The sequence below is a fragment of the Mesorhizobium sp. M2E.F.Ca.ET.219.01.1.1 genome, from assembly GCF_004016445.2.
In the GTDB taxonomy this organism is placed as follows: Bacteria; Pseudomonadota; Alphaproteobacteria; order Rhizobiales; family Rhizobiaceae; genus Mesorhizobium.
The window spans coordinates 432,769-449,793 of the sequence record NZ_SADT02000004.1 but is presented as its reverse complement, the minus strand read 5'-3'; the positions used below and the strand labels follow the sequence as shown (position 1 = coordinate 449,793).

Here is a 17,025-nt window from a genome sequence, read left to right as displayed (position 1 = left end):
TTAGAGTACGATGTCGGTCCAGAGCTCGGACGGATCCGGCTCGGCGTCGTGCTGGGCAAATTCGGCGGCGTCGGCGACGATGTCGCGGACCTCCTTGTCGATGGCCTTGAGCTCGTCCTCGCTGGCCCACTTCTTGTCGAGCAATCGCGCCCGGACCTGCTCGATCGGGTCGTGCTCGGAGCGCATCTTCTGCACCTCCTCCTTGGAGCGGTACTTTGCCGGGTCGGACATCGAATGGCCGCGGTAGCGGTAGGTCTGCATCTCGAGGATGAGCGGGCCGTTGCCGGCGCGGCACCATTCGGTGGCGAGATCGGCCGCCGACTTCACGGCGCGGACGTCCATGCCATCGACCTGGATGCCCGGGATCCTGAAGGAGGCGCCGCGATGCGAGAAGTCGGTCTCAGCCGACGAGCGCGACACGGACGTGCCCATGGCGTAGCGGTTGTTTTCGATGATGTAGATCACCGGCAGCTTCCACAGCGAGGCCATGTTGAAGCTTTCATAGACCTGGCCCTGGTTGGCGGCGCCGTCGCCGAAATAGGTCAGCGAGACGTTCTTGTTGTCGCGGTAGCGGTTGGCGAAGGCGAGACCGGTGCCGAGCGACACCTGGGCGCCGACGATGCCGTGGCCGCCATAGAAATGCTTCTCCTTGGAGAACATGTGCATGGAGCCGCCCTTGCCCTTCGACAGGCCGCCGCGGCGCCCGGTGAGCTCGGCCATGACGCCACGTGGCGACAGCTCCATCGCCAGCATATGGCCATGGTCGCGATAGGCGGTGATCATCTGGTCGCCTTCGACCAGCGCCATCTTCATGCCGGTGACGACGGCCTCCTGGCCGATATAGAGGTGGCAGAAGCCGCCGATGAAGCCCATGCCGTAAAGCTGGCCGGCCTTCTCCTCGAAGCGGCGGATCAAGAGCATGTGCCTATAGGCGGAGAGCTCGTCTTCCTTGGTGAAATCGGCCGGCTTGGGCGCTGACAGATTATGCTGTTTGTCGGATCTGGATTTGGCGGGCGCTTTTTTGGCGGCGGTGGCCATGCGTCACTCCCTGTTGGCGTCTCTTTGCGGACATTCAGGGAGATCGATCGCCTCCCCACCGATTTGTGAGAAGCTAACATGCAAGGATGCATTGCGCCATGCTGAAAAATGCATGGCTGGCATGCATCTAAGCGATTAGAATCATTGCAAATAAGAGCGATTAACCGGAATTCGGTTATTTCGTCGCGGCGGGCAACATGATGGTGATTTCGTCGGGTTGGGATAGATTGAGCGCCTTTCGGGCCTGCTCGTCAAGCATATCCTTCTCCAGCGTGCCTTCATGCATCAGCTGGACGCGGCGCTCGAAGTCGATCCGGCGCGCCTTCACGGCATCAAGCTGGGCCTGCAGTTCGACCGCCCGGGCCTCGAGCCGATACTTGGAATAAATGCCGAACTCGCCGTGATAGGCATGGAAGCCGAAATAGGCCAGGAAGAGCACGCAAAGCGAAGGGATGATCAGCCTGCCGGTGTTTCTCTGCTTGTGCTGACGTGTCCACATAACCCGAACCCTCGCGGCCGCGAACGCAAGCGGCCATGAGTCGTATTTCGCCCGATTGTGCTTAATGGACGGTTACGGGCGACCTCGTCCGGAGTACCCGGAAATGAAAAAGGGCGGGATGCCCCGCCCTTTTCGAACTGTTCCAAACAGGCTGGATCAGCCCTTGACCACCGACTTGCCGGCGTAACGCGCCTGCTTGCCCAGCTCTTCCTCGATGCGGATGAGCTGATTGTATTTGGCCATGCGGTCCGAACGCGACAGCGAGCCGGTCTTGATCTGTCCGCAATTGGTGGCGACCGCGAGGTCGGCAATGGTCGAATCCTCGGTCTCGCCCGAGCGGTGCGACATGACGGCGGTGTAGCCGGCCTTGTGCGCGGTCTCGACCGCGTCGAGCGTTTCGGTCAGCGAGCCGATCTGGTTGACCTTGACCAGGATCGAATTGGCGACGCCCATGCGGATGCCGTCGCGCAGCCGCGCCGTGTTGGTGACGAAGAGGTCATCGCCGACAAGCTGGGTCTTCTTGCCGATCAGGTCGGTCAGGATCTTCCAGCCTTCCCAGTCGTCCTCGGCGAGGCCGTCCTCGATGGTGATGATCGGATAGTCGGCAGCAAGCTTGGCAAGGTACTTGGCCTGCGCCTTCGGATCGCGCGTCTTCTTCTCGCCCTCATAGACGTAGTTGCCGTCCTTGAAGAACTCGGTCGCCGCGCAGTCGAGGCCGAGCGCCACGTCCTCGCCCGGCTTGAAGCCGGCCTTCTCGATCGATTCCATGATGAAATCGAGAGCCGACGGCGCGCTCTTCAGGTTGGGGGCGAAGCCGCCCTCGTCGCCGACATTGGTGTTGTGGCCGGCATCCTTCAGCTTCTTGCGCAGCGTGTGGAAAATCTCAGAGCCCCAGCGCACGCCGTCGCGCAGCGTCGGCGCGCCGACCGGCAGGATCATGAACTCCTGGAAGTCGATCGGGTTGTCGGCATGGGCGCCGCCATTGATGATGTTCATCATCGGCACCGGCAGGATATGCGCCTTGGCGCCGCCGACATAGCGGTAGAGCGGCAGGCCGGCGGCCTCGGCTGCGGCCTTGGCGACTGCAAGCGACACGCCGAGGATGGCGTTGGCGCCGAGGCGGCTCTTGTTCGGCGTGCCGTCGAGCTCGATCATCGTCTGGTCGATATGGATCTGGTTCTCGGCTTCCATGCCGCCGATCGCCTCGAACAGCTCGCCGTTCACGGCCTCGACAGCGCGCTGGACGCCCTTGCCGAGATAACGCGGCCCGCCGTCACGCAGTTCGACAGCCTCATGCGCGCCGGTCGATGCGCCGGACGGCACCGCGGCGCGGCCCATCGAGCCGTCCTCCAGCACCACGTCGACCTCGACGGTCGGATTGCCACGGCTGTCCAGGATTTCACGCCCGACAATGTCGATGATGGCGGTCATTTGCGATGTCCCCGATTGATCGATTGAAGCGTCGCGCCCCTCTTAGCCAAAGCGGCGCAAAAGGCAATCGGCGGCGCCGCAATTATTGCCGCGGGCCGGATTCACGAAGCGCAAATTTCTGTCATCATAAGTCATGCGCGTCGCGCGGCCTTCTCATCTATGGTCGCGTTCGCGCGGGGCGAAACAGGAGGAGTTTCGCCATGTCCCAGTTGAGCGGTATCGTGAGTTTGTTCCTGATCGCGGCGGCGTTCCTGACGTCATGCGACGATCAGAAGCCGCAGCAGAGCTCGGTGGAATTATCGACGCTCCAACCGGCGCAGTAGTTCAAAACGCCAAAGGCCCTCGAGTTTTGCCCGGGGGCCTTTGGTTTTTAGGTGCCTATCAGGCGGTCAATGCCAATAGGGCTTCACGTGGTAATACTGGAACGAGGCATCGCGGGCGGCTTCGCCGTCGGCGCCGGTCAGTTCGTCGATCGAGTATGCGGGCGCGGCCTGCAGTTGCTCCTTGGTGAACGGCACGACGTAGCCGCCTTTGTCCTCGTCATAGTCGAGCGTCGCCCACGGAATGGCGTGGTACTTTTCGCCCATGCCGAGGAAGCCGCCGAAGCCGATCACGGCGAACATGATGCCGTTCGACATCTTGTCGAGCATCACGTCCTCGATGCTGCCGATGCTCTTGCCTTCGGTGTTGTAGACAGACGTGCCGATGACGCGCGAGGCGGCAATGGCTTCGGTGTGCCCGGACGGGGTGGTCATGGTGGTGCTCCTCTCGATTGAATGCCTGCATTGACAATGAGAGGAGCGCGCTAAGGTTCCCGACAACCTTGCTCAGCTGTCGGTGAGGATGAAGGTAACTTTCATGTTGACCCGGTAGGCAGCGATCTTGCCGTTCTCGACGACGATCTTCTGGTCCTGGATCCAGGCGCCTTCGACGTTCTTCAGGGTCTTTGCGGCGCGCGCGATGCCCTTCTCAATGGCATCCTGAAAGCTCACCTTGGACGACGACGTGATTTCGGTGACGCGGGCAACGGACATGGCTTCCTCCTGCCAAGACGCTCAGTTACGGGGCCAAGCGTATAACCGGCCCCCTTTCACGACAAGCTTGGCGGGTGCGGCCTCGCCATTGTCACAGAGGCGCACTGCATGGCATTGTCACGCGAGGGAGTGGCGATGGGCCGCACGCGCAATCGGCGGACAACCATGCAGGCGCCGGCACCGGTGGTCGACGCCAATGCCGCCAATGCGTCCAGCGGATACTTCCTTGCCGGCGGCATGGGCCTGATCGGCATATTGATCCCCTGGTATTTCGAGTTCCCGCTCAACTTCGACGTCACGGATCGCGAATTCAATCCGCTCATCTTCATCCCCGTCGTCTTTCTCGTCATCGCGTTCTACGCGTTGCTGAAGGCGATCCGCGACACCTTGCGGGTTCGCAAGTTCGGTACGACGACACTGATAGCTGGAACCGCAGTGCCCGGCGGGCGCTTCGAAGGCGCGGTGCGTTCGAGCCGCGATCTGACTCCCAACGGCGACTACACCGTGCAATTGAAATGCATCCGCACTTATCGGGTCGGTGGACCGGTCGTGAATACCAGCGGAACGCAAAAATCGACCTACAAGGACGAGCTCAAATGGCGCGAAACGATCGTCGTGCCGAGTACATCGGTCCGCTCGAGCGCCGGTATTCCCTTCGCCTTCCAGATTCCACCGGACGCGCTACCCTCGAGAGGCCCACCGATCTACGAACGGGTCCACGGCAATGTTCGATGGATACTGACCGTCAGCGCTCCGATGCGGGGACTGAACTACTACGCTGTCTTCGCAATTGAGATGGGCGGCCCGAGCCACGGCCAATGAGCTGCCCGAGACTTAATGCACGTCGCCCAGAAGTGTGCAGCGGTTCTGGGAGAACGACAATGCATCAAAACAAAGACTTAAAGCGCGTCGCCTGAATCCGGTTCAGCGCGACGCGCTTTAGTGCCCCTTGGCGATGCGGTCGAAGGCCATGAGCTTTTCCAGCAGCGCCGGCATGTCCTTGAGCGGCACCATGTTGGGGCCGTCGGAGGATGTCGAGTTGTCCGGGTCCTGGTGGGTCTCGATGAAGACGCCGGCGACGCCGACGGCAACGGCCGCGCGCGCCAGCGTCGCGACGAAGCGCCGTTCACCGCCCGACGAACCGCCCTGCCCGCCCGGCTGCTGCACGGAATGGGTGGCGTCGAAGATCACCGGGGCGCCGATCTCGGCCATGATCGGCAACGCGCGCATGTCCGAGACCAGCGTGTTGTAGCCGAAGGAGACGCCGCGCTCGGTGGTGAGCACGTTCGCATTGCCGGAACCGGTGATCTTGGCGACGACGTTCTTCATGTCCAAGGGCGCGAGGAACTGGCCCTTCTTCACATTGATGACCTTGCCGGTCTTTGCCGCGGCGACCAGCATGTCGGTTTGGCGCGACAGGAAGGCCGGGATCTGCAGGACATCGACATGCGGCGCCACGATCGCGCATTGTTCCTCGGTGTGGACGTCGGTCAGCACCGGGAGTCCAAACTCCTTGCGCAGATCGTCGAAAATCGGCATCGCCGCGTCGAGGCCGGCACCGCGCGTCGCCGAAAGCGAGGTGCGGTTGGCCTTGTCGTAGCTGGTCTTGTAGACGAGGCTGATGCCCAGCCGGTCCGTCAGTTCCTTCAGCGCACCGGCCATGTCGAAGGCGTGCTGGCGCGATTCAAGCTGGCACGGGCCGGCGATCAGCGACAGCGGCGCATTGTTGGCGAAGACGACCTTGCCGACGGTTACCGATGAATTGGGCGCCAGGGGTTTGCTCATGGGGTCTCCCGGAAGATGAAGGCGGCGCCCTGCCCGGGCGCCGGCGGAACGACGATATCATTGCCGCTCATGTTGTGTCGGACTGCGTTTTCCGCAAGCAGCCGCCTGGCGGCGGCCGTGTCGCCAACCGAGAAAACGATGGCCGTGAAGCGCAGGTTCGGCGATGGCGCGACCGTCAGGCCGAAGCGCGAGCCATAATCTTCGGACGAGAAAACGCTAAGGACCGCATTCGGCAGCCGCACGGCATCGCCGTCGCTCACACCAGCTTCGGCGGCGGTCGCGATCAATCCGATCTGGCCGGCAGGCCTGTCGCTGACCGCTATAATTTCGAGAATACCCGTCACGCCATTGGCGTGGGCCTGCAGCGCCGTGCGATCGATCTTGGGCGCGTTGATGCGCTGGCAGGCGAAGAGGAAGGCCTCGTCGGCCTCCTTGTCGGATACGAATGCCAGCTTGAAGGAAGCCATGTCGCTTTTGCCGTTTGCGTCGGTAAAGGCGCGCGAGAAGCTCAGCATTTCGCCGGCCGAAAGACCGGCTTCGACATAGCGCGTATGATCGGCATCGGCATTGGCCGTTCCGAAGACGACCGCCGAAAAACCCTCATCGCCAATGGTTTGACGGTAGAGATGGTCGCGCGCGACGAAGACATTCCCTTCGCTTATGGCGAGGTCCGCCGTCTGTTCATTTCCGACCGCCAGCGGCTCCAGATAGGTGCCGTCGGTGAAAAAGACGCAGGCATTCTCCGTGCCGAAGGGGTGGATGCCCGTGGGCGCGACGACAAAGCCGAGCGACGTCAGGCGCGAGCGAACAGCATCAAGGTTCTGTGCCGGCAGAACGAGATGGTCGAGTGGATGAGCTGATTTTTTGGTCATGCCGGCGGTTTGCCCCATTCCGACCCGCGGTTCAAGGGCGCGGGATCGACAGTATGCGCGCTATGCCGGTTCAGGCCGCGGCAACGACATCGGCCGAATAGCGCAATTCACGCAACGGCTTCACCTTGCTGGTCGTATCGGCATAAATCGGATGCGCCTTGTAGGCGGCAAGCGCCGCCTCGTCCTCGAACTCGGCATAGACGACCACGTCGATCGCGTTGGAGAACAGATCGACCTTGGTGTTGAGCGTCACTTCGAAATGCTTGGAGTGCGGAATCTTGCCAAGCGCCAGCAGGCCCGAGCGCACAGCCTCGACATCTTCCTTGCGCCGCACGCTGAAGAAAACGATGTGGCGGATCAAGCCAACCTCCGTGATCGTCGATTCAGCGGTGTTTTTGTGGGAGCGACACCCGGGCGTCAACCGGCAACGATGTCGCGCCCGCGATGCGCCACCGGCAAGGCCTATCCGGTGACTTGGCGCACGATGCGCGACATTTCCCGCACGGTCACGTCGAGATAGTGACCATGATTGTAGAGGCCATCCCAGATCAGGAAGAAGGCAATGGCTGCGATGACGATTACATAACGCATGGCTAAAACTAGCGCATGTGGCCGGCTGGAACCAGTGGGAGCGGCAGCAGCATCAAAGCGTGATGCGGTATTTGGCAAAACCAGCCTCACCATCGCCGGCAGGTTCGATCTTCAGGGATTTCACCTCGGCGATGAAATCCTTGGCCCTCGGTCCCGTCTCGAAGACGACGCTGGCGCCGGGCATCGGCGCGAAGGACCAGTTGTCGTCGGCGGAAGGATTGATCGTGCCCTCGCTGACGACATAGCGCACGATCACGTCGCGGTTGGTGTCGGGCGCCTCGTAGATGATCCTGGAAGCGTTGATGTCGGGGAAATTGCCGCCGCCGCCGGCACGGTAGTTGTTGGTGGCGACGACGAATTTCGCTGCCGGATCGATCGGATTTCCGTCGAATTTCAAATCGACGATACGGTTGGAGCCGGCATTCGCGACGCTGCCCTTGGCGTCGTATTTCGGCGGCTGCGACAGGTCGATCTTGTAGGTGACGCCATCGATGACGTCGAAATTGTAGGAGGGGAAATCGGTGTTGATGAGCGGCTGGTCCGCCTTGCCCGGCTCGATATGGTTGAAGATGCCAGCCGACATCTCCAGCCATTCCCTCACCTCGGCGCCGGCGATTTCGACGGCACGGACCGTGTTCGGGTAGAGATAGAGATCGGCGACGTTCTTGATGGCGATGTCGCCCGCGGGAACGTCGGTATAGTAGTCGGCGCCGTTGCGGCCGCCGGCCTTGAAAGGTGCTGCAGCCGACAGCAGCGGCACGTCCTTCCACTTCGTGCTCTTCAGTATGTCCTTGAGGTACCAGCTCTGCGCCTGGTTGACGATCTGCACGGACGGATCGTCTGCGACCAGCGCGAAATAAGAATAGAGCGGCGCCGATGTCTTGCCGACCGGGCGGCGGACATAGGCAAGCGTCGCCTGGTGGTCCTGCTCGAGCGCGGCGATGATGCGCTTGTCGTCGCCGACCTTCGCCTTGTTCATGTTGTCGACGCGCTCATAGATCGGCCGCGCCTCGGCGGTAGCCGAGACGACCCGCCATTTCGAGCCGTCGCGTTCCAGAAGCAGGTCGATCAAGCCCATATGCGAACCCCAGAAGCCGCCCATGACCGCGGGCTTGCCTTGCAGCGTGCCCTTTTCGGTATCGACGCCTTGAAGCGACTGGAAATCTTTTTTGCCCGGAAAGACCAGATGCTGGTGGCCGGTGAAGACGGCGTCGATGCCCTCGACGCCGGCGACGAAGAAGGAAGCGTTCTCCATTTTGTCGCCCTGCTTGATATCGATGCCGGAATGCGAGAGCGCGATGACGATATCTGCGCCCTCTTCCCTGATCTGCGGCACCCAGGCCTTGGCCGCCTCGACGATGTCGCGCGTCTGGACGTTGCCTTCGAGGTTCTTGAGATCCCAGACCATGATCTGCGGCGGCACGAAGCCGATGACGCCGATCCTGATCGGCTGCTCGGTGCCCGACCCGTCCTTGATCTTCCTGTCGAGGATGACATAGGGCTTGAGATAGAGCTTGTCGTCGCGAGGGTTGCTGGCCAGCGTGGTGCCACGGATCAGGTTCGCGCAGACGAAGGGAAAGTTGGCGCCGGCCAGCACCTTGTCGAGGAAGGACAAGCCGTAGTTGAATTCGTGGTTGCCGAGCGTCGAGCACTCATAGCCGAGCAGGTTCATGCCCTTCATGACTGGGTGCAGGTCGCCATCCTTCATGCCCTTCTCATAGGCGACATAGTCGCCCATCGGACTGCCCTGCAGGAGGTCGCCATTGTCGATCAGCATCGAATTCGTGGCTTCCTTACGCACCGCGTCGATCAGCGAGGCGGTGCGCGAGAGGCCCATCGTGTCGTTCGCTTTGTCGGCGTAGTAATCGTAAGGCAGCAGGTTCACATGGATGTCGGTGGTCTCCATGATCCTAAGATGCGCCTGGTTGGTCGCGGCGTGGGCGGAGAATGGGTGCAGCATGATCAGCGCGCCGCCGGCAGCAACGCCGGCCAGGAATTCGCGGCGGGAGAATTCACTACGAGGGGGCGGCAGTCGTGACATCGTGCTCTCCTGTTCGACAATGCTGCAACCCCTGCCCCAGCCGGAGCATGGCGTTGAAGACGCCTTGAGTCCATGTTTGCCGGAGGCCTTACGATCACGACAAGGTGACGCGCCGCGATCACCAAAGGGTCACGCGTCGATGAAACGGACGGCGGCGAGGCGCTCAGCTCTTGTCGTCGTCGCCTTGCGTGATCAGCCGGGCACTGCGCTGGCCCGTGAAATAAATCCATAGCCAGCTAAGCGAGACCGCCAGGCGGTTGCGGAAATCGATCAGGAAATAGATGTGCGCGATGCCCCAGAGCCACCAGGCGAGCCAGCCGGTGAGCTTGATCCAGCCGAAATCGATCGCGGCGGCACGCTTGCCGATCGTCGCCAGATCGCCGGAATGCCGGTACAGGAAGGGACGCGTGGCCGTGTCGCCGGCAAGCCGCGCCTTGATCGTCGCGGCGACATGCTTGCCCTCCTGCTTGGCCGAAGGCGCCACGCCCGGCACCGGCTTTCCATCCGGCCGCAGCACATGCGCGGTGTCGCCGATCACGAAGATCTCCGGGTTGCCCGGCACGGTCAAATCGGGTTCGACCAGCACCCTGCCGGCCCGGTCGGCCGGCGTCCCGAGCCACTCGGCCGCCGGCGAAGCGGCAACGCCGGCCGCCCAGATGATGGTCCTTGCCGGCAGCTGCTTGTCGCCGAAGACGACGCCCTCGGCGTCGAGTCTGGTGACGGGGCGCCCGAGCTCGACCGTGACGCCGAGCCGTTCCAGGGCCTTGCGGGCGTAGTCGGAAAGTTGCGGCGCGAAATTGGCCAGGATGCGGTCGCCGGCCTCGATCAGCACGACGCGCGCCTGGCGGGTGTCGATGCTGCGGAACTCGCCGCGCAGCGTGTCATGCGCAAGCTCGACGATGGTGCCGGCGAGCTCGACGCCCGTAGGGCCGCCGCCGACGATGACCAGCGTCAGCAGCGCCTGGCGCTTTGCCGGATCGGTTTCGCGTTCCGCCTGCTCGAAAGCGAGCAGGATGCGACGCCGGATCGTGGTGGCATCTTCGAGCGTCTTCAGGCCCGGCGCGAAGGGTTCCCATTCGTCATGGCCGAAATAGGCGTGGCGCGCGCCGGTCGCCAGCACCAGCGTGTCGTAGGGAACTGAGCCGCCGTCTTCGAGCAGCACGCGTTTGCCGGCGCGGTCGACGCCGGTGACATTGCCGAGAAACGTCGTCACGTCCTTGCGCCGGCGTAAGAGATGACGGATCGGCCAGGCCACCTCCGAAGTCGCCAGCGACGTCGTCGCAACCTGGTAAAGCAGCGGTTGAAAAAGGTGGTGATTGCGCTTGTCGATCATGGTGATGCGCACGGGCGCACCCGCCAGCGCGCGGGTGAGTTCGAGCCCGCCGAACCCGGCGCCGACGACCACGACATGATGCCTGGCTTCGCTCATTTCGATCTACCTCGCGGCGTAAAACTACCACATAGAGATGTAGGTATTTTGTGCGCTGCAACAACATCTTGCCGGCTGGGAAATATGCCCCAGAGTCGTCGCGCGGCGTCGTGATTGCACATGTAACGCGCACTCCCGCGGGTATAGCGTGAGGCACCACGACAGGAGCCTATCATGGCTGACGACCGCGACGATGAAGGACCGGCGCAATACGCCTCACCGCCCTGCTTCCTGCACGAACTCGACCCGGAATACCGCGAGCCGCTCTCCGACTGGACGGATGTGAAGCGATGGCGCAAGGCCGAGCGCGAACGGCTCATCAATGCCCGCCTCGCCGTCTCAGCCGATGCACGCGCCGCCATGTCGGCGCGTATCGCCGATGGCCTCGACGCGCTGATCGGCGACATAGATGGCCGGATGGTCAGCCTCTACTGGCCGTTTCGCGGTGAGCCGGATCTGCGCGGCTGGATGGCCTCGGTCAATGAGCGCGGCGGCCGCACCGCGCTGCCTGTCGTCATCGAGAAGGGGCAGCCGCTGGTGTTTCGCGCCTACAAGCCGGGCGACCGGCTGGAAAAAGGCGTCTGGAATATCCCGATTCCGGCCGAGGGCGATCCGGTCCTGCCCGACATCGTGATTTCGCCGATCGTCGGCATCGATCCAGGCAAGTATCGGCTGGGCTATGGCGGCGGCTTCTACGACCGCACGCTGGCGGCCATACCGTTCAGGCCGCTAGTGATCGGCGTCGGCTATGAATTGCAGCGCATCCCGACCATCTATCCGCAGCCGCACGACATACCGATGACGACTGTGGTTACGGAGACCGCGACTGCCTAGACGGTCCAGGTCCAGTCGATCGGATAGTTGAAAATCGGGGTGAACGTCACGCCGACCGCCTCCATATCCCTGCGGCCGTCGACGACCATCTCCTTCAGAGTGTCGAGCTGCGCCGCATGCTCTTCGGTGTCCCAGACACTGACCTGCACGATCGAGCCTTTCGGCGAGACGCCGGCATAAAAGTGAAGGAGCCCCGGCAGCCGTCTGATAGCCGGGATTATGTACTGCGAGGTCTTCTTGCTCGCGGCATCGACTTCCGCAAAGCGGCTCGGGTCGTAGCTGGCGCGCGAGACGCGAACGACGGCGGTTGCCGGCAATGACTCGGGCAAGGTGATTCTTTCTGTCATATCGCCGCTGCCTCCTGCTGGTTATGAGTACCTAAGCCATCTCCGGTCTCAAGCCGACAGCCGTGCGATCGACGATCTCGCGCAGCGCGAAGGACGAGTTGATCTTCGTCACATGCGGCATGGCGGACAGCCACTCCTTGTGGATACGCTCATAGTCGACGAGATCCTTCGCCGCGATGCGAAGGATGTAGTCGTATTCGCCCGACATCAGATGGCAGGAGAGCACGTTCGGACAGCGCTTGATCGCCGCCTCGAAATCCGACAGCGTCTTCTCGAATTGCCCCGACAGCGATATGTGCACGATCGCCGTCATCTGGTGGCCGAGGGCCGAATTGGACAGCCTGGCGTGATAGCCGCGGATGGTTCCGGACTTTTCGAGGTTGTCGAGCCGGCGCGAACAGGCCGATTGCGAAAGGCCGACCTTCTCGGCAAGCGCCGCATTGGGTATCCGCCCATCCTTCTGCAAAGTCTCCAGAATGGCGATATCAATCCTGTCGAGCGGCATTTTTCGTGGTTCCTGCGAATTTCCGGCTGTTTTGCGCAACGATTATCGAAGAGCGGTCGTTGCCGCAAGTGCATTCGCAAACACATACGGAACGATTCGTGGTTGACTGCGATTATTGCGTGTCGCCTCCAAATCGCGTGGCGTTCCGGAGCTGGTGGCATGCACCAACGACAGGGAGAGCGCCCCTTGAAAGGGCGCGGACAGGAGAAGAAAGATGCGTGTCGGCTGCCCCAAGGAAATCAAGAACCATGAATATCGCGTCGGCCTGACGCCTGGCTCGGTCCGCGAATATGTCGCGCATGGGCACGAACTGCTGGTCGAGACAGGCGCGGGCGCCGGCATCGGCGCCGACGACAACGCCTATCGCGCCGCGGGCGCCATCATCGCCAAGACGGCGGCCGACGTGTTCGCCAAGTCAGACATGATCGTCAAGGTTAAGGAGCCGCAGCCCAATGAATGGGTGCAGCTGCGCGATGGCCAGATCCTCTATACCTATCTCCACCTGGCTCCGGATCCGGATCAGACCAAGGGTTTGCTCGCTTCGGGTGTCACCGCTGTTGCCTATGAGACCGTGACCGACGATCGCGGCGGCCTGCCGCTGCTCGCGCCGATGTCGGAAGTCGCCGGCCGCCTGTCGATCCAGGCCGGCGCGACGGCGCTGCAGAAGGCCAATGGCGGCCGCGGCGTGTTGCTTGGCGGCGTGCCAGGCGTGCTGCCCGGCAAGGTCACCGTGCTCGGCGGCGGCGTCGTCGGCCTGCATGCGGCCAAGATGGCGGCCGGCCTCGGCGCCGACGTCACCATCATCGACCGCTCGATCCCGCGCCTGCGCCAGCTCGACGACATCTTTGGCGGCCGCGTCCACACCCGTTACTCGACCGTCGAGGCGCTGGAAGAGGAGTGCTTCTCGGCCGACGTCGTCATCGGCGCCGTGCTGATCCCGGGCGCCGCGGCGCCCAAGCTCGTCACCCGCGAAATGCTGTCCGGCATGAAGAAGGGCTCGGTGCTGGTCGATGTCGCGATCGACCAGGGCGGCTGCTTCGAGACCTCGCATGCCACGACGCATGCCGATCCGACCTATGAGGTCGACGGCGTGATCCACTATTGCGTCGCCAACATGCCAGGCGCCGTGCCGGTCACTTCGGCGCATGCGCTGAACAACGCGACGCTGCACTATGGCCTGCAGCTTGCCGACAAGGGCCTCAAGGCGCTGGTCGACGACCATCATTTGCGCAACGGCCTCAATGTCCATAAGGGCAAGATCACCAACCGCGCCGTCGCCGAAGCGCTCGGCTACGAAATGGTCGAGCCGAAGGCAGTGCTTGCCGCCTGACATCCGTCAAGAATTCCTCCTGTCACGCCCGCCGGGTCATTCCGGCGGGCTTTTTCTTGCGCGCAAGCAAGGCTCTCGACAGGAAATCCGGGCAACAAAAAAGCGGAGCAAAAGCCCCGCTTCCTCGAGGTTGCGATCTGCCGCCGGTCCATCCGCGGTCGACTGATCATCAACCATTGCTTTTTAGCGCAGCAGTACGACGGGAATACGACAGTCTTGAAACGCTCGGTTTCCATCTTACCGGCCGTTGTGCCGCCTGTGTGAAGTGCTTCACATTCGCCCGGCGGGAAAGATGCCTAGACACGCAGTGCTACTGGCGGTCTGTGCTGCTTGCCGGGTTCGGATAATCCCGGCCTGGCAGCACTTGCCGACAGCTTCTGTCAGACCCTCCAACGGCCCGCCTGACTATCGGCGGGCTTTTTTTCTGGGGGCATGTTCGTTTGCGATCGGGCCGGTTTGGGATCAGGCCCTCTCGATGCGGCATTGATAGCAATTGTTTCGCGCCGAGCGGACATGGATGTAGGCGATGTCATCGCGCTCAAGCAGTGTCGTCGCGCGAGCGGCGATGTCGTCTGTCGGCGTGACCGCGCCGCTGCCATAGACGATGCGATCGTCCTTGCCATAGCCCCTGACGATATAGTCGCTGCTTGCGAGCATTTCCGGCAGCGCCTCCCCGTCGGCGGCGCGTTCGCATTCCTCGGCGTGCAGGAAGATCGGGCCGGTCTCGGCATAGGGCTGCAGTTCCGGGAACGGCCTGTAGGCCACGATGAGATAGCCGTCGCCCGCGGCGACGTTTTTCATGCAGTGCCTGCAGGGCACGCCGTCGCCTTCGGAGATCCGGTGTTCCGGGGCAAGGCCATAGGCGTCGGGCCCTCCCCGCTGCAAGGCGCGCACGGCTTCGGTCGGCAAAGCTTTGAACTGGATGCTCATGGCAAATCTCCGGTGGCGATGTCCGGAAATTATGCCTTGGCGGTAGTGTCTCCCACCCGATTCCTGACGAGAGCGTTTCACCGTTTGACGGAAAGGGCGAACCGCTCTAACTCTTTGTTTTTACGCAATTCCGGGACGGAAAACTGTTCACACTTTTCCTGGAATTGCTCTAGCGGCGCGCACATGAAGAGCCCGGCTGCTTATGCAACCGAGCTCTTGACCATCGGCATTGTCGGGCCGAGCGTTACCGCACGAAGTCGTCGAAGCGGCGCAGCGTCACGCGGCGGTTGCGCCAGTTCTCCTGCTGGGTCGGCACGAGCAGGAATTCCTCGCCATAGCCAACGGTTTCCAGCGCGAATGAGGGCACGCCGAACTCGCCTACCAGGGTCCGCTTGAGGGAGCGGGCACGGCGCTCGGACAGGACCTGGTTCGACTCGAAGGAGCCGACGGCGTCGGTGTGGCCCTCGATCAGGATGCGGGCGCCACGGTCGCGGCGCAGGATGCGATGGAGCGCGTCGGCGATGATCTCGACCTTGCCGTATTGCGAAGAGGCGATGGCGGCCGAGCCGAACTCGAAATTGATCGACTGGATATCGATCGAACGCGCCATGCGCCGCAGATCCGGCCGGCGCTTGAACTCGCGAATGGTGACACGCTCGTTCGGGCGCAGCTTCTTCCTGGGCGCGGCGTCGAGCTGCCGCTCGATCGTCGCGGCCGAAGGCGTGGTCGCCTGAGCGAATGCCAGGCTCGGCATGGCAATTGCAGCGATCGCGGCGACGGCAAACATACGTCGGGTCAACATGTCTTTTCTCCTATAAGCTCGGCCTCGTAATGCGGCCGGACCATGGCAAAGACAGTCTGAAGCGGCGATGAACGGGATGTTCAGGCCCAAGGCAATTCAAGGGAACGGCTTAGCCTCGCATGACGCTGGCTGAACGCTCGGCGAAGGTCAGCGGGTGGACGACTTCCTTCTTCTGCGCCACAGGCGTGAAGCCGAGTTTCTGGTACAGCGGCAGAGCCGCCGGATGGTCGAGCGTGCAGGTCTGCACGGAGACGAATTTTGGCCCATATGCCCAGGCCGCCGAGATCGCCGCGCCGAGGAACCAGCGTCCGAGGCCCTGGCCGTGCGCATGTTCCATCATGCCGAAATAGGCGAGCTCCACTTCGTCCGGAAGATGCGGCTTGAGGTCGAAGAAGCCGGCGGGAGCGCCGTCGAGATAGAGCACCCTGACGTCGCGGTCCTCGCGGTGCAGGCCAGCGGCCAGTTCCTCGTCGCTCATCCGCAGCACATTGACCCAGTGCCATTTGCGCCCGACGCGATCTATCAAATAGCGGTAGAAATGGAGCGGGATGTCCTTGGTCTTCAGCAGCGCGATCTGCCGGTTGTAGGGGATCGGCGGCGAAACCGCCGGCGTCGCGTGCATCTCCAGGAACGTGACCGTGACATCGATATCTTGCGGCGCGCCGTTTTCCATCATTCTTTCCCCGTCACCACCGGTGTGTCGCTCAGACCGCCCCATTCCGTCCAGGATCCGTCGTAAAGCCGGTTGTCGGTATGGCCGAGCGTCTCCAGCGCAAGCGTGATCGCCGCCGCCGTGATGCCCGAGCCGCAGGACGTGACGACCGGCTTCGACAAATCGATGCCGGCATCCTCGATCACCTTGCGCAAACGGTCCTTGGGCAGCAGCTCGCCATTCTCGGCAAGCGCCGTGATCGGGACGTTGTGCGCGCCTGGCATATGGCCCGAACGGACGCCGGGACGCGGCTCCGGATCGGTTCCGGCGAAACGGCCGGCCGAGCGCGCGTCGGCGATCTGGCTCTTGCGGCCGTCGACGATCCTGCGCATCTCGTCGAGGCCGACGACCCGGCCCTCGTCGAAATCGGCATGGAAGACGCTCGGCGCGATCTTGGTCGGCTCGGAAGTCACTAGCCGCCCCTCGGCCTTCCAGCGGTCGAAGCCACCGTTCAGAATATAGACCTGGAAAACGCCCATGACCCGGAACATCCACCAGGCGCGCGGCGCCGAGAACAGACCAGGCCCGTCATAGACGACGATTGTGTCATCAGCCGTAACGCCCATGGCGCCGACATACTGGGCAAAATGCTGCGGCGAGGCCAAGGTGTGCGGCAATTTCGAATCCGGATCGGAAACCGCATCCTGGTCGAGGAAGCGCGCACCGGGAATGTGCGCGGCATCGTATTCGGCGCGGGCGTCTCGCTTTTGCGCCGGCAGATACCAGGAGGCGTCGATGATGGTGAGGCCGGGCTCGCCAAGTTGCTTTTCCAGCCAGTCGGCGTCGACGATGAAGGGACTGTCCTGCGCCATTTTGTTATCTCCCTGGGCCGCCTCGGTTTAGAG

21 protein-coding genes are annotated in these 17,025 nt (G+C 62.7%); 4 read left to right on the top strand and 17 right to left on the bottom strand.

Annotated features, from left to right (window positions below; genetic code table 11):
• The 3 genes from pdhA to eno all read right to left on the bottom strand — a co-directional run bounded on the left by pdhA (position 1) and on the right by eno (position 2,968).
• On the bottom strand, positions 1–1,038 hold the full coding sequence (gene pdhA, locus EN862_RS22265; RefSeq protein WP_127868001.1) for a pyruvate dehydrogenase (acetyl-transferring) E1 component subunit alpha: 1,038 nt from the start codon (positions 1,036–1,038) through the stop codon (positions 1–3).
• A 175-nt stretch (positions 1,039–1,213) separates the two neighbouring features.
• Positions 1,214–1,537 (bottom strand): septum formation initiator family protein, encoded by a 324-nt coding sequence (locus tag EN862_RS22260; protein WP_127868000.1) that lies wholly within the window; start codon positions 1,535–1,537, stop codon positions 1,214–1,216.
• A gap of 156 nt (positions 1,538–1,693) precedes the next feature.
• Positions 1,694–2,968 (bottom strand): phosphopyruvate hydratase, encoded by a 1,275-nt coding sequence (gene eno / locus EN862_RS22255; RefSeq protein WP_127867999.1) that lies wholly within the window; start codon positions 2,966–2,968, stop codon positions 1,694–1,696.
• 200 nt (positions 2,969–3,168) lie between these two features.
• On the opposite strand from eno, the gene EN862_RS37430 reads away from it, so the two are divergent.
• Positions 3,169–3,291, top strand: coding sequence for a hypothetical protein (locus EN862_RS37430; RefSeq protein ID WP_281035859.1), 123 nt, complete (start codon positions 3,169–3,171; stop codon positions 3,289–3,291).
• Positions 3,292–3,357: 66 nt separating this feature from the next.
• On the opposite strand, the gene EN862_RS22250 is transcribed toward EN862_RS37430, so the two are convergent.
• Positions 3,358–3,723: a PRC-barrel domain-containing protein gene (locus EN862_RS22250; protein ID WP_127867998.1), complete on the bottom strand. Its 366-nt coding sequence runs from the start codon at positions 3,721–3,723 to the stop codon at positions 3,358–3,360.
• Positions 3,724–3,795: 72 nt separating this feature from the next.
• Positions 3,796–4,002 (bottom strand): dodecin family protein, encoded by a 207-nt coding sequence (locus EN862_RS22245; protein WP_127867997.1) that lies wholly within the window; start codon positions 4,000–4,002, stop codon positions 3,796–3,798.
• A gap of 108 nt (positions 4,003–4,110) precedes the next feature.
• Between EN862_RS22245 and EN862_RS22240 the strand changes: the two genes are divergently transcribed.
• On the top strand, positions 4,111–4,824 hold the full coding sequence (locus EN862_RS22240) for a hypothetical protein (protein ID WP_127867996.1): 714 nt from the start codon (positions 4,111–4,113) through the stop codon (positions 4,822–4,824).
• 117 nt (positions 4,825–4,941) lie between these two features.
• Here the strand turns inward: EN862_RS22240 and kdsA are convergent, their stop codons facing one another.
• The 6 genes from kdsA to EN862_RS22215 form a co-directional block, all read right to left on the bottom strand.
• Positions 4,942–5,787 carry a 3-deoxy-8-phosphooctulonate synthase gene (gene kdsA / locus EN862_RS22235; protein ID WP_127867995.1) on the bottom strand — a complete coding sequence of 282 codons (846 nt, stop codon included), beginning with the start codon at positions 5,785–5,787 and terminating at the stop codon, positions 4,942–4,944.
• A complete protein-coding gene (locus tag EN862_RS22230) occupies positions 5,784–6,659 on the bottom strand; it encodes a VOC family protein (protein WP_127867994.1) in 876 nt (291 codons plus the stop codon). Before EN862_RS22230 ends, kdsA begins: the two co-directional genes overlap by 4 nt.
• 70 nt (positions 6,660–6,729) lie before the next feature.
• Complete coding sequence (locus EN862_RS22225; protein ID WP_042642267.1) at positions 6,730–7,020, bottom strand: Dabb family protein; 291 nt, start codon at positions 7,018–7,020, stop codon at positions 6,730–6,732.
• 101 nt (positions 7,021–7,121) lie between these two features.
• A complete protein-coding gene (locus tag EN862_RS37425; protein WP_278161972.1) occupies positions 7,122–7,250 on the bottom strand; it encodes a hypothetical protein in 129 nt (42 codons plus the stop codon).
• A 52-nt stretch (positions 7,251–7,302) separates the two neighbouring features.
• On the bottom strand, positions 7,303–9,291 hold the full coding sequence (locus tag EN862_RS22220) for a bifunctional 2',3'-cyclic-nucleotide 2'-phosphodiesterase/3'-nucleotidase (protein ID WP_127867993.1): 1,989 nt from the start codon (positions 9,289–9,291) through the stop codon (positions 7,303–7,305).
• 163 nt (positions 9,292–9,454) lie between these two features.
• Positions 9,455–10,720, bottom strand: a complete 1,266-nt coding sequence (locus EN862_RS22215) for an NAD(P)/FAD-dependent oxidoreductase (RefSeq protein ID WP_127867992.1) — start codon at positions 10,718–10,720, stop codon at positions 9,455–9,457.
• 174 nt (positions 10,721–10,894) lie between these two features.
• Between EN862_RS22215 and EN862_RS22210 the strand changes: the two genes are divergently transcribed.
• Positions 10,895–11,554: a 5-formyltetrahydrofolate cyclo-ligase gene (locus EN862_RS22210; RefSeq protein ID WP_127867991.1), complete on the top strand. Its 660-nt coding sequence runs from the start codon at positions 10,895–10,897 to the stop codon at positions 11,552–11,554.
• Here the strand turns inward: EN862_RS22210 and EN862_RS22205 are convergent.
• On the bottom strand, positions 11,551–11,901 hold the full coding sequence (locus EN862_RS22205) for a hypothetical protein (protein WP_127867990.1): 351 nt from the start codon (positions 11,899–11,901) through the stop codon (positions 11,551–11,553). The two genes, EN862_RS22210 and EN862_RS22205, sit on opposite strands and share 4 nt — an antisense overlap.
• Positions 11,902–11,932: 31 nt before the next feature.
• Positions 11,933–12,406 (bottom strand): Lrp/AsnC family transcriptional regulator, encoded by a 474-nt coding sequence (locus tag EN862_RS22200; RefSeq protein ID WP_040994689.1) that lies wholly within the window; start codon positions 12,404–12,406, stop codon positions 11,933–11,935.
• 214 nt (positions 12,407–12,620) lie between these two features.
• On the opposite strand from EN862_RS22200, the gene ald reads away from it, so the two are divergent.
• A complete protein-coding gene (gene ald / locus EN862_RS22195; RefSeq protein WP_127867989.1) occupies positions 12,621–13,736 on the top strand; it encodes an alanine dehydrogenase in 1,116 nt (371 codons plus the stop codon).
• 462 nt (positions 13,737–14,198) lie between these two features.
• Here ald and EN862_RS22190 read toward each other — a convergent pair whose 3' ends face one another.
• From EN862_RS22190 to sseA, 4 genes are all read right to left on the bottom strand, one after another.
• The gene (locus tag EN862_RS22190; protein ID WP_127867988.1) at positions 14,199–14,666 is read right to left on the bottom strand and encodes a DUF1203 domain-containing protein; all 468 of its coding nucleotides are present in this window, start codon (positions 14,664–14,666) and stop codon (positions 14,199–14,201) included.
• Positions 14,667–14,910: 244 nt separating this feature from the next.
• A complete protein-coding gene (locus EN862_RS22185; protein ID WP_127867987.1) occupies positions 14,911–15,468 on the bottom strand; it encodes an OmpA family protein in 558 nt (185 codons plus the stop codon).
• 109 nt (positions 15,469–15,577) lie between these two features.
• Positions 15,578–16,141 carry a GNAT family N-acetyltransferase gene (locus EN862_RS22180; RefSeq protein ID WP_127868124.1) on the bottom strand — a complete coding sequence of 188 codons (564 nt, stop codon included), beginning with the start codon at positions 16,139–16,141 and terminating at the stop codon, positions 15,578–15,580.
• Positions 16,141–16,992: a 3-mercaptopyruvate sulfurtransferase gene (gene sseA / locus EN862_RS22175; protein WP_127867986.1), complete on the bottom strand. Its 852-nt coding sequence runs from the start codon at positions 16,990–16,992 to the stop codon at positions 16,141–16,143. The genes EN862_RS22180 and sseA overlap by 1 nt, the downstream gene beginning before the upstream one ends.
• Positions 16,993–17,025 lie beyond the last annotated feature (33 nt).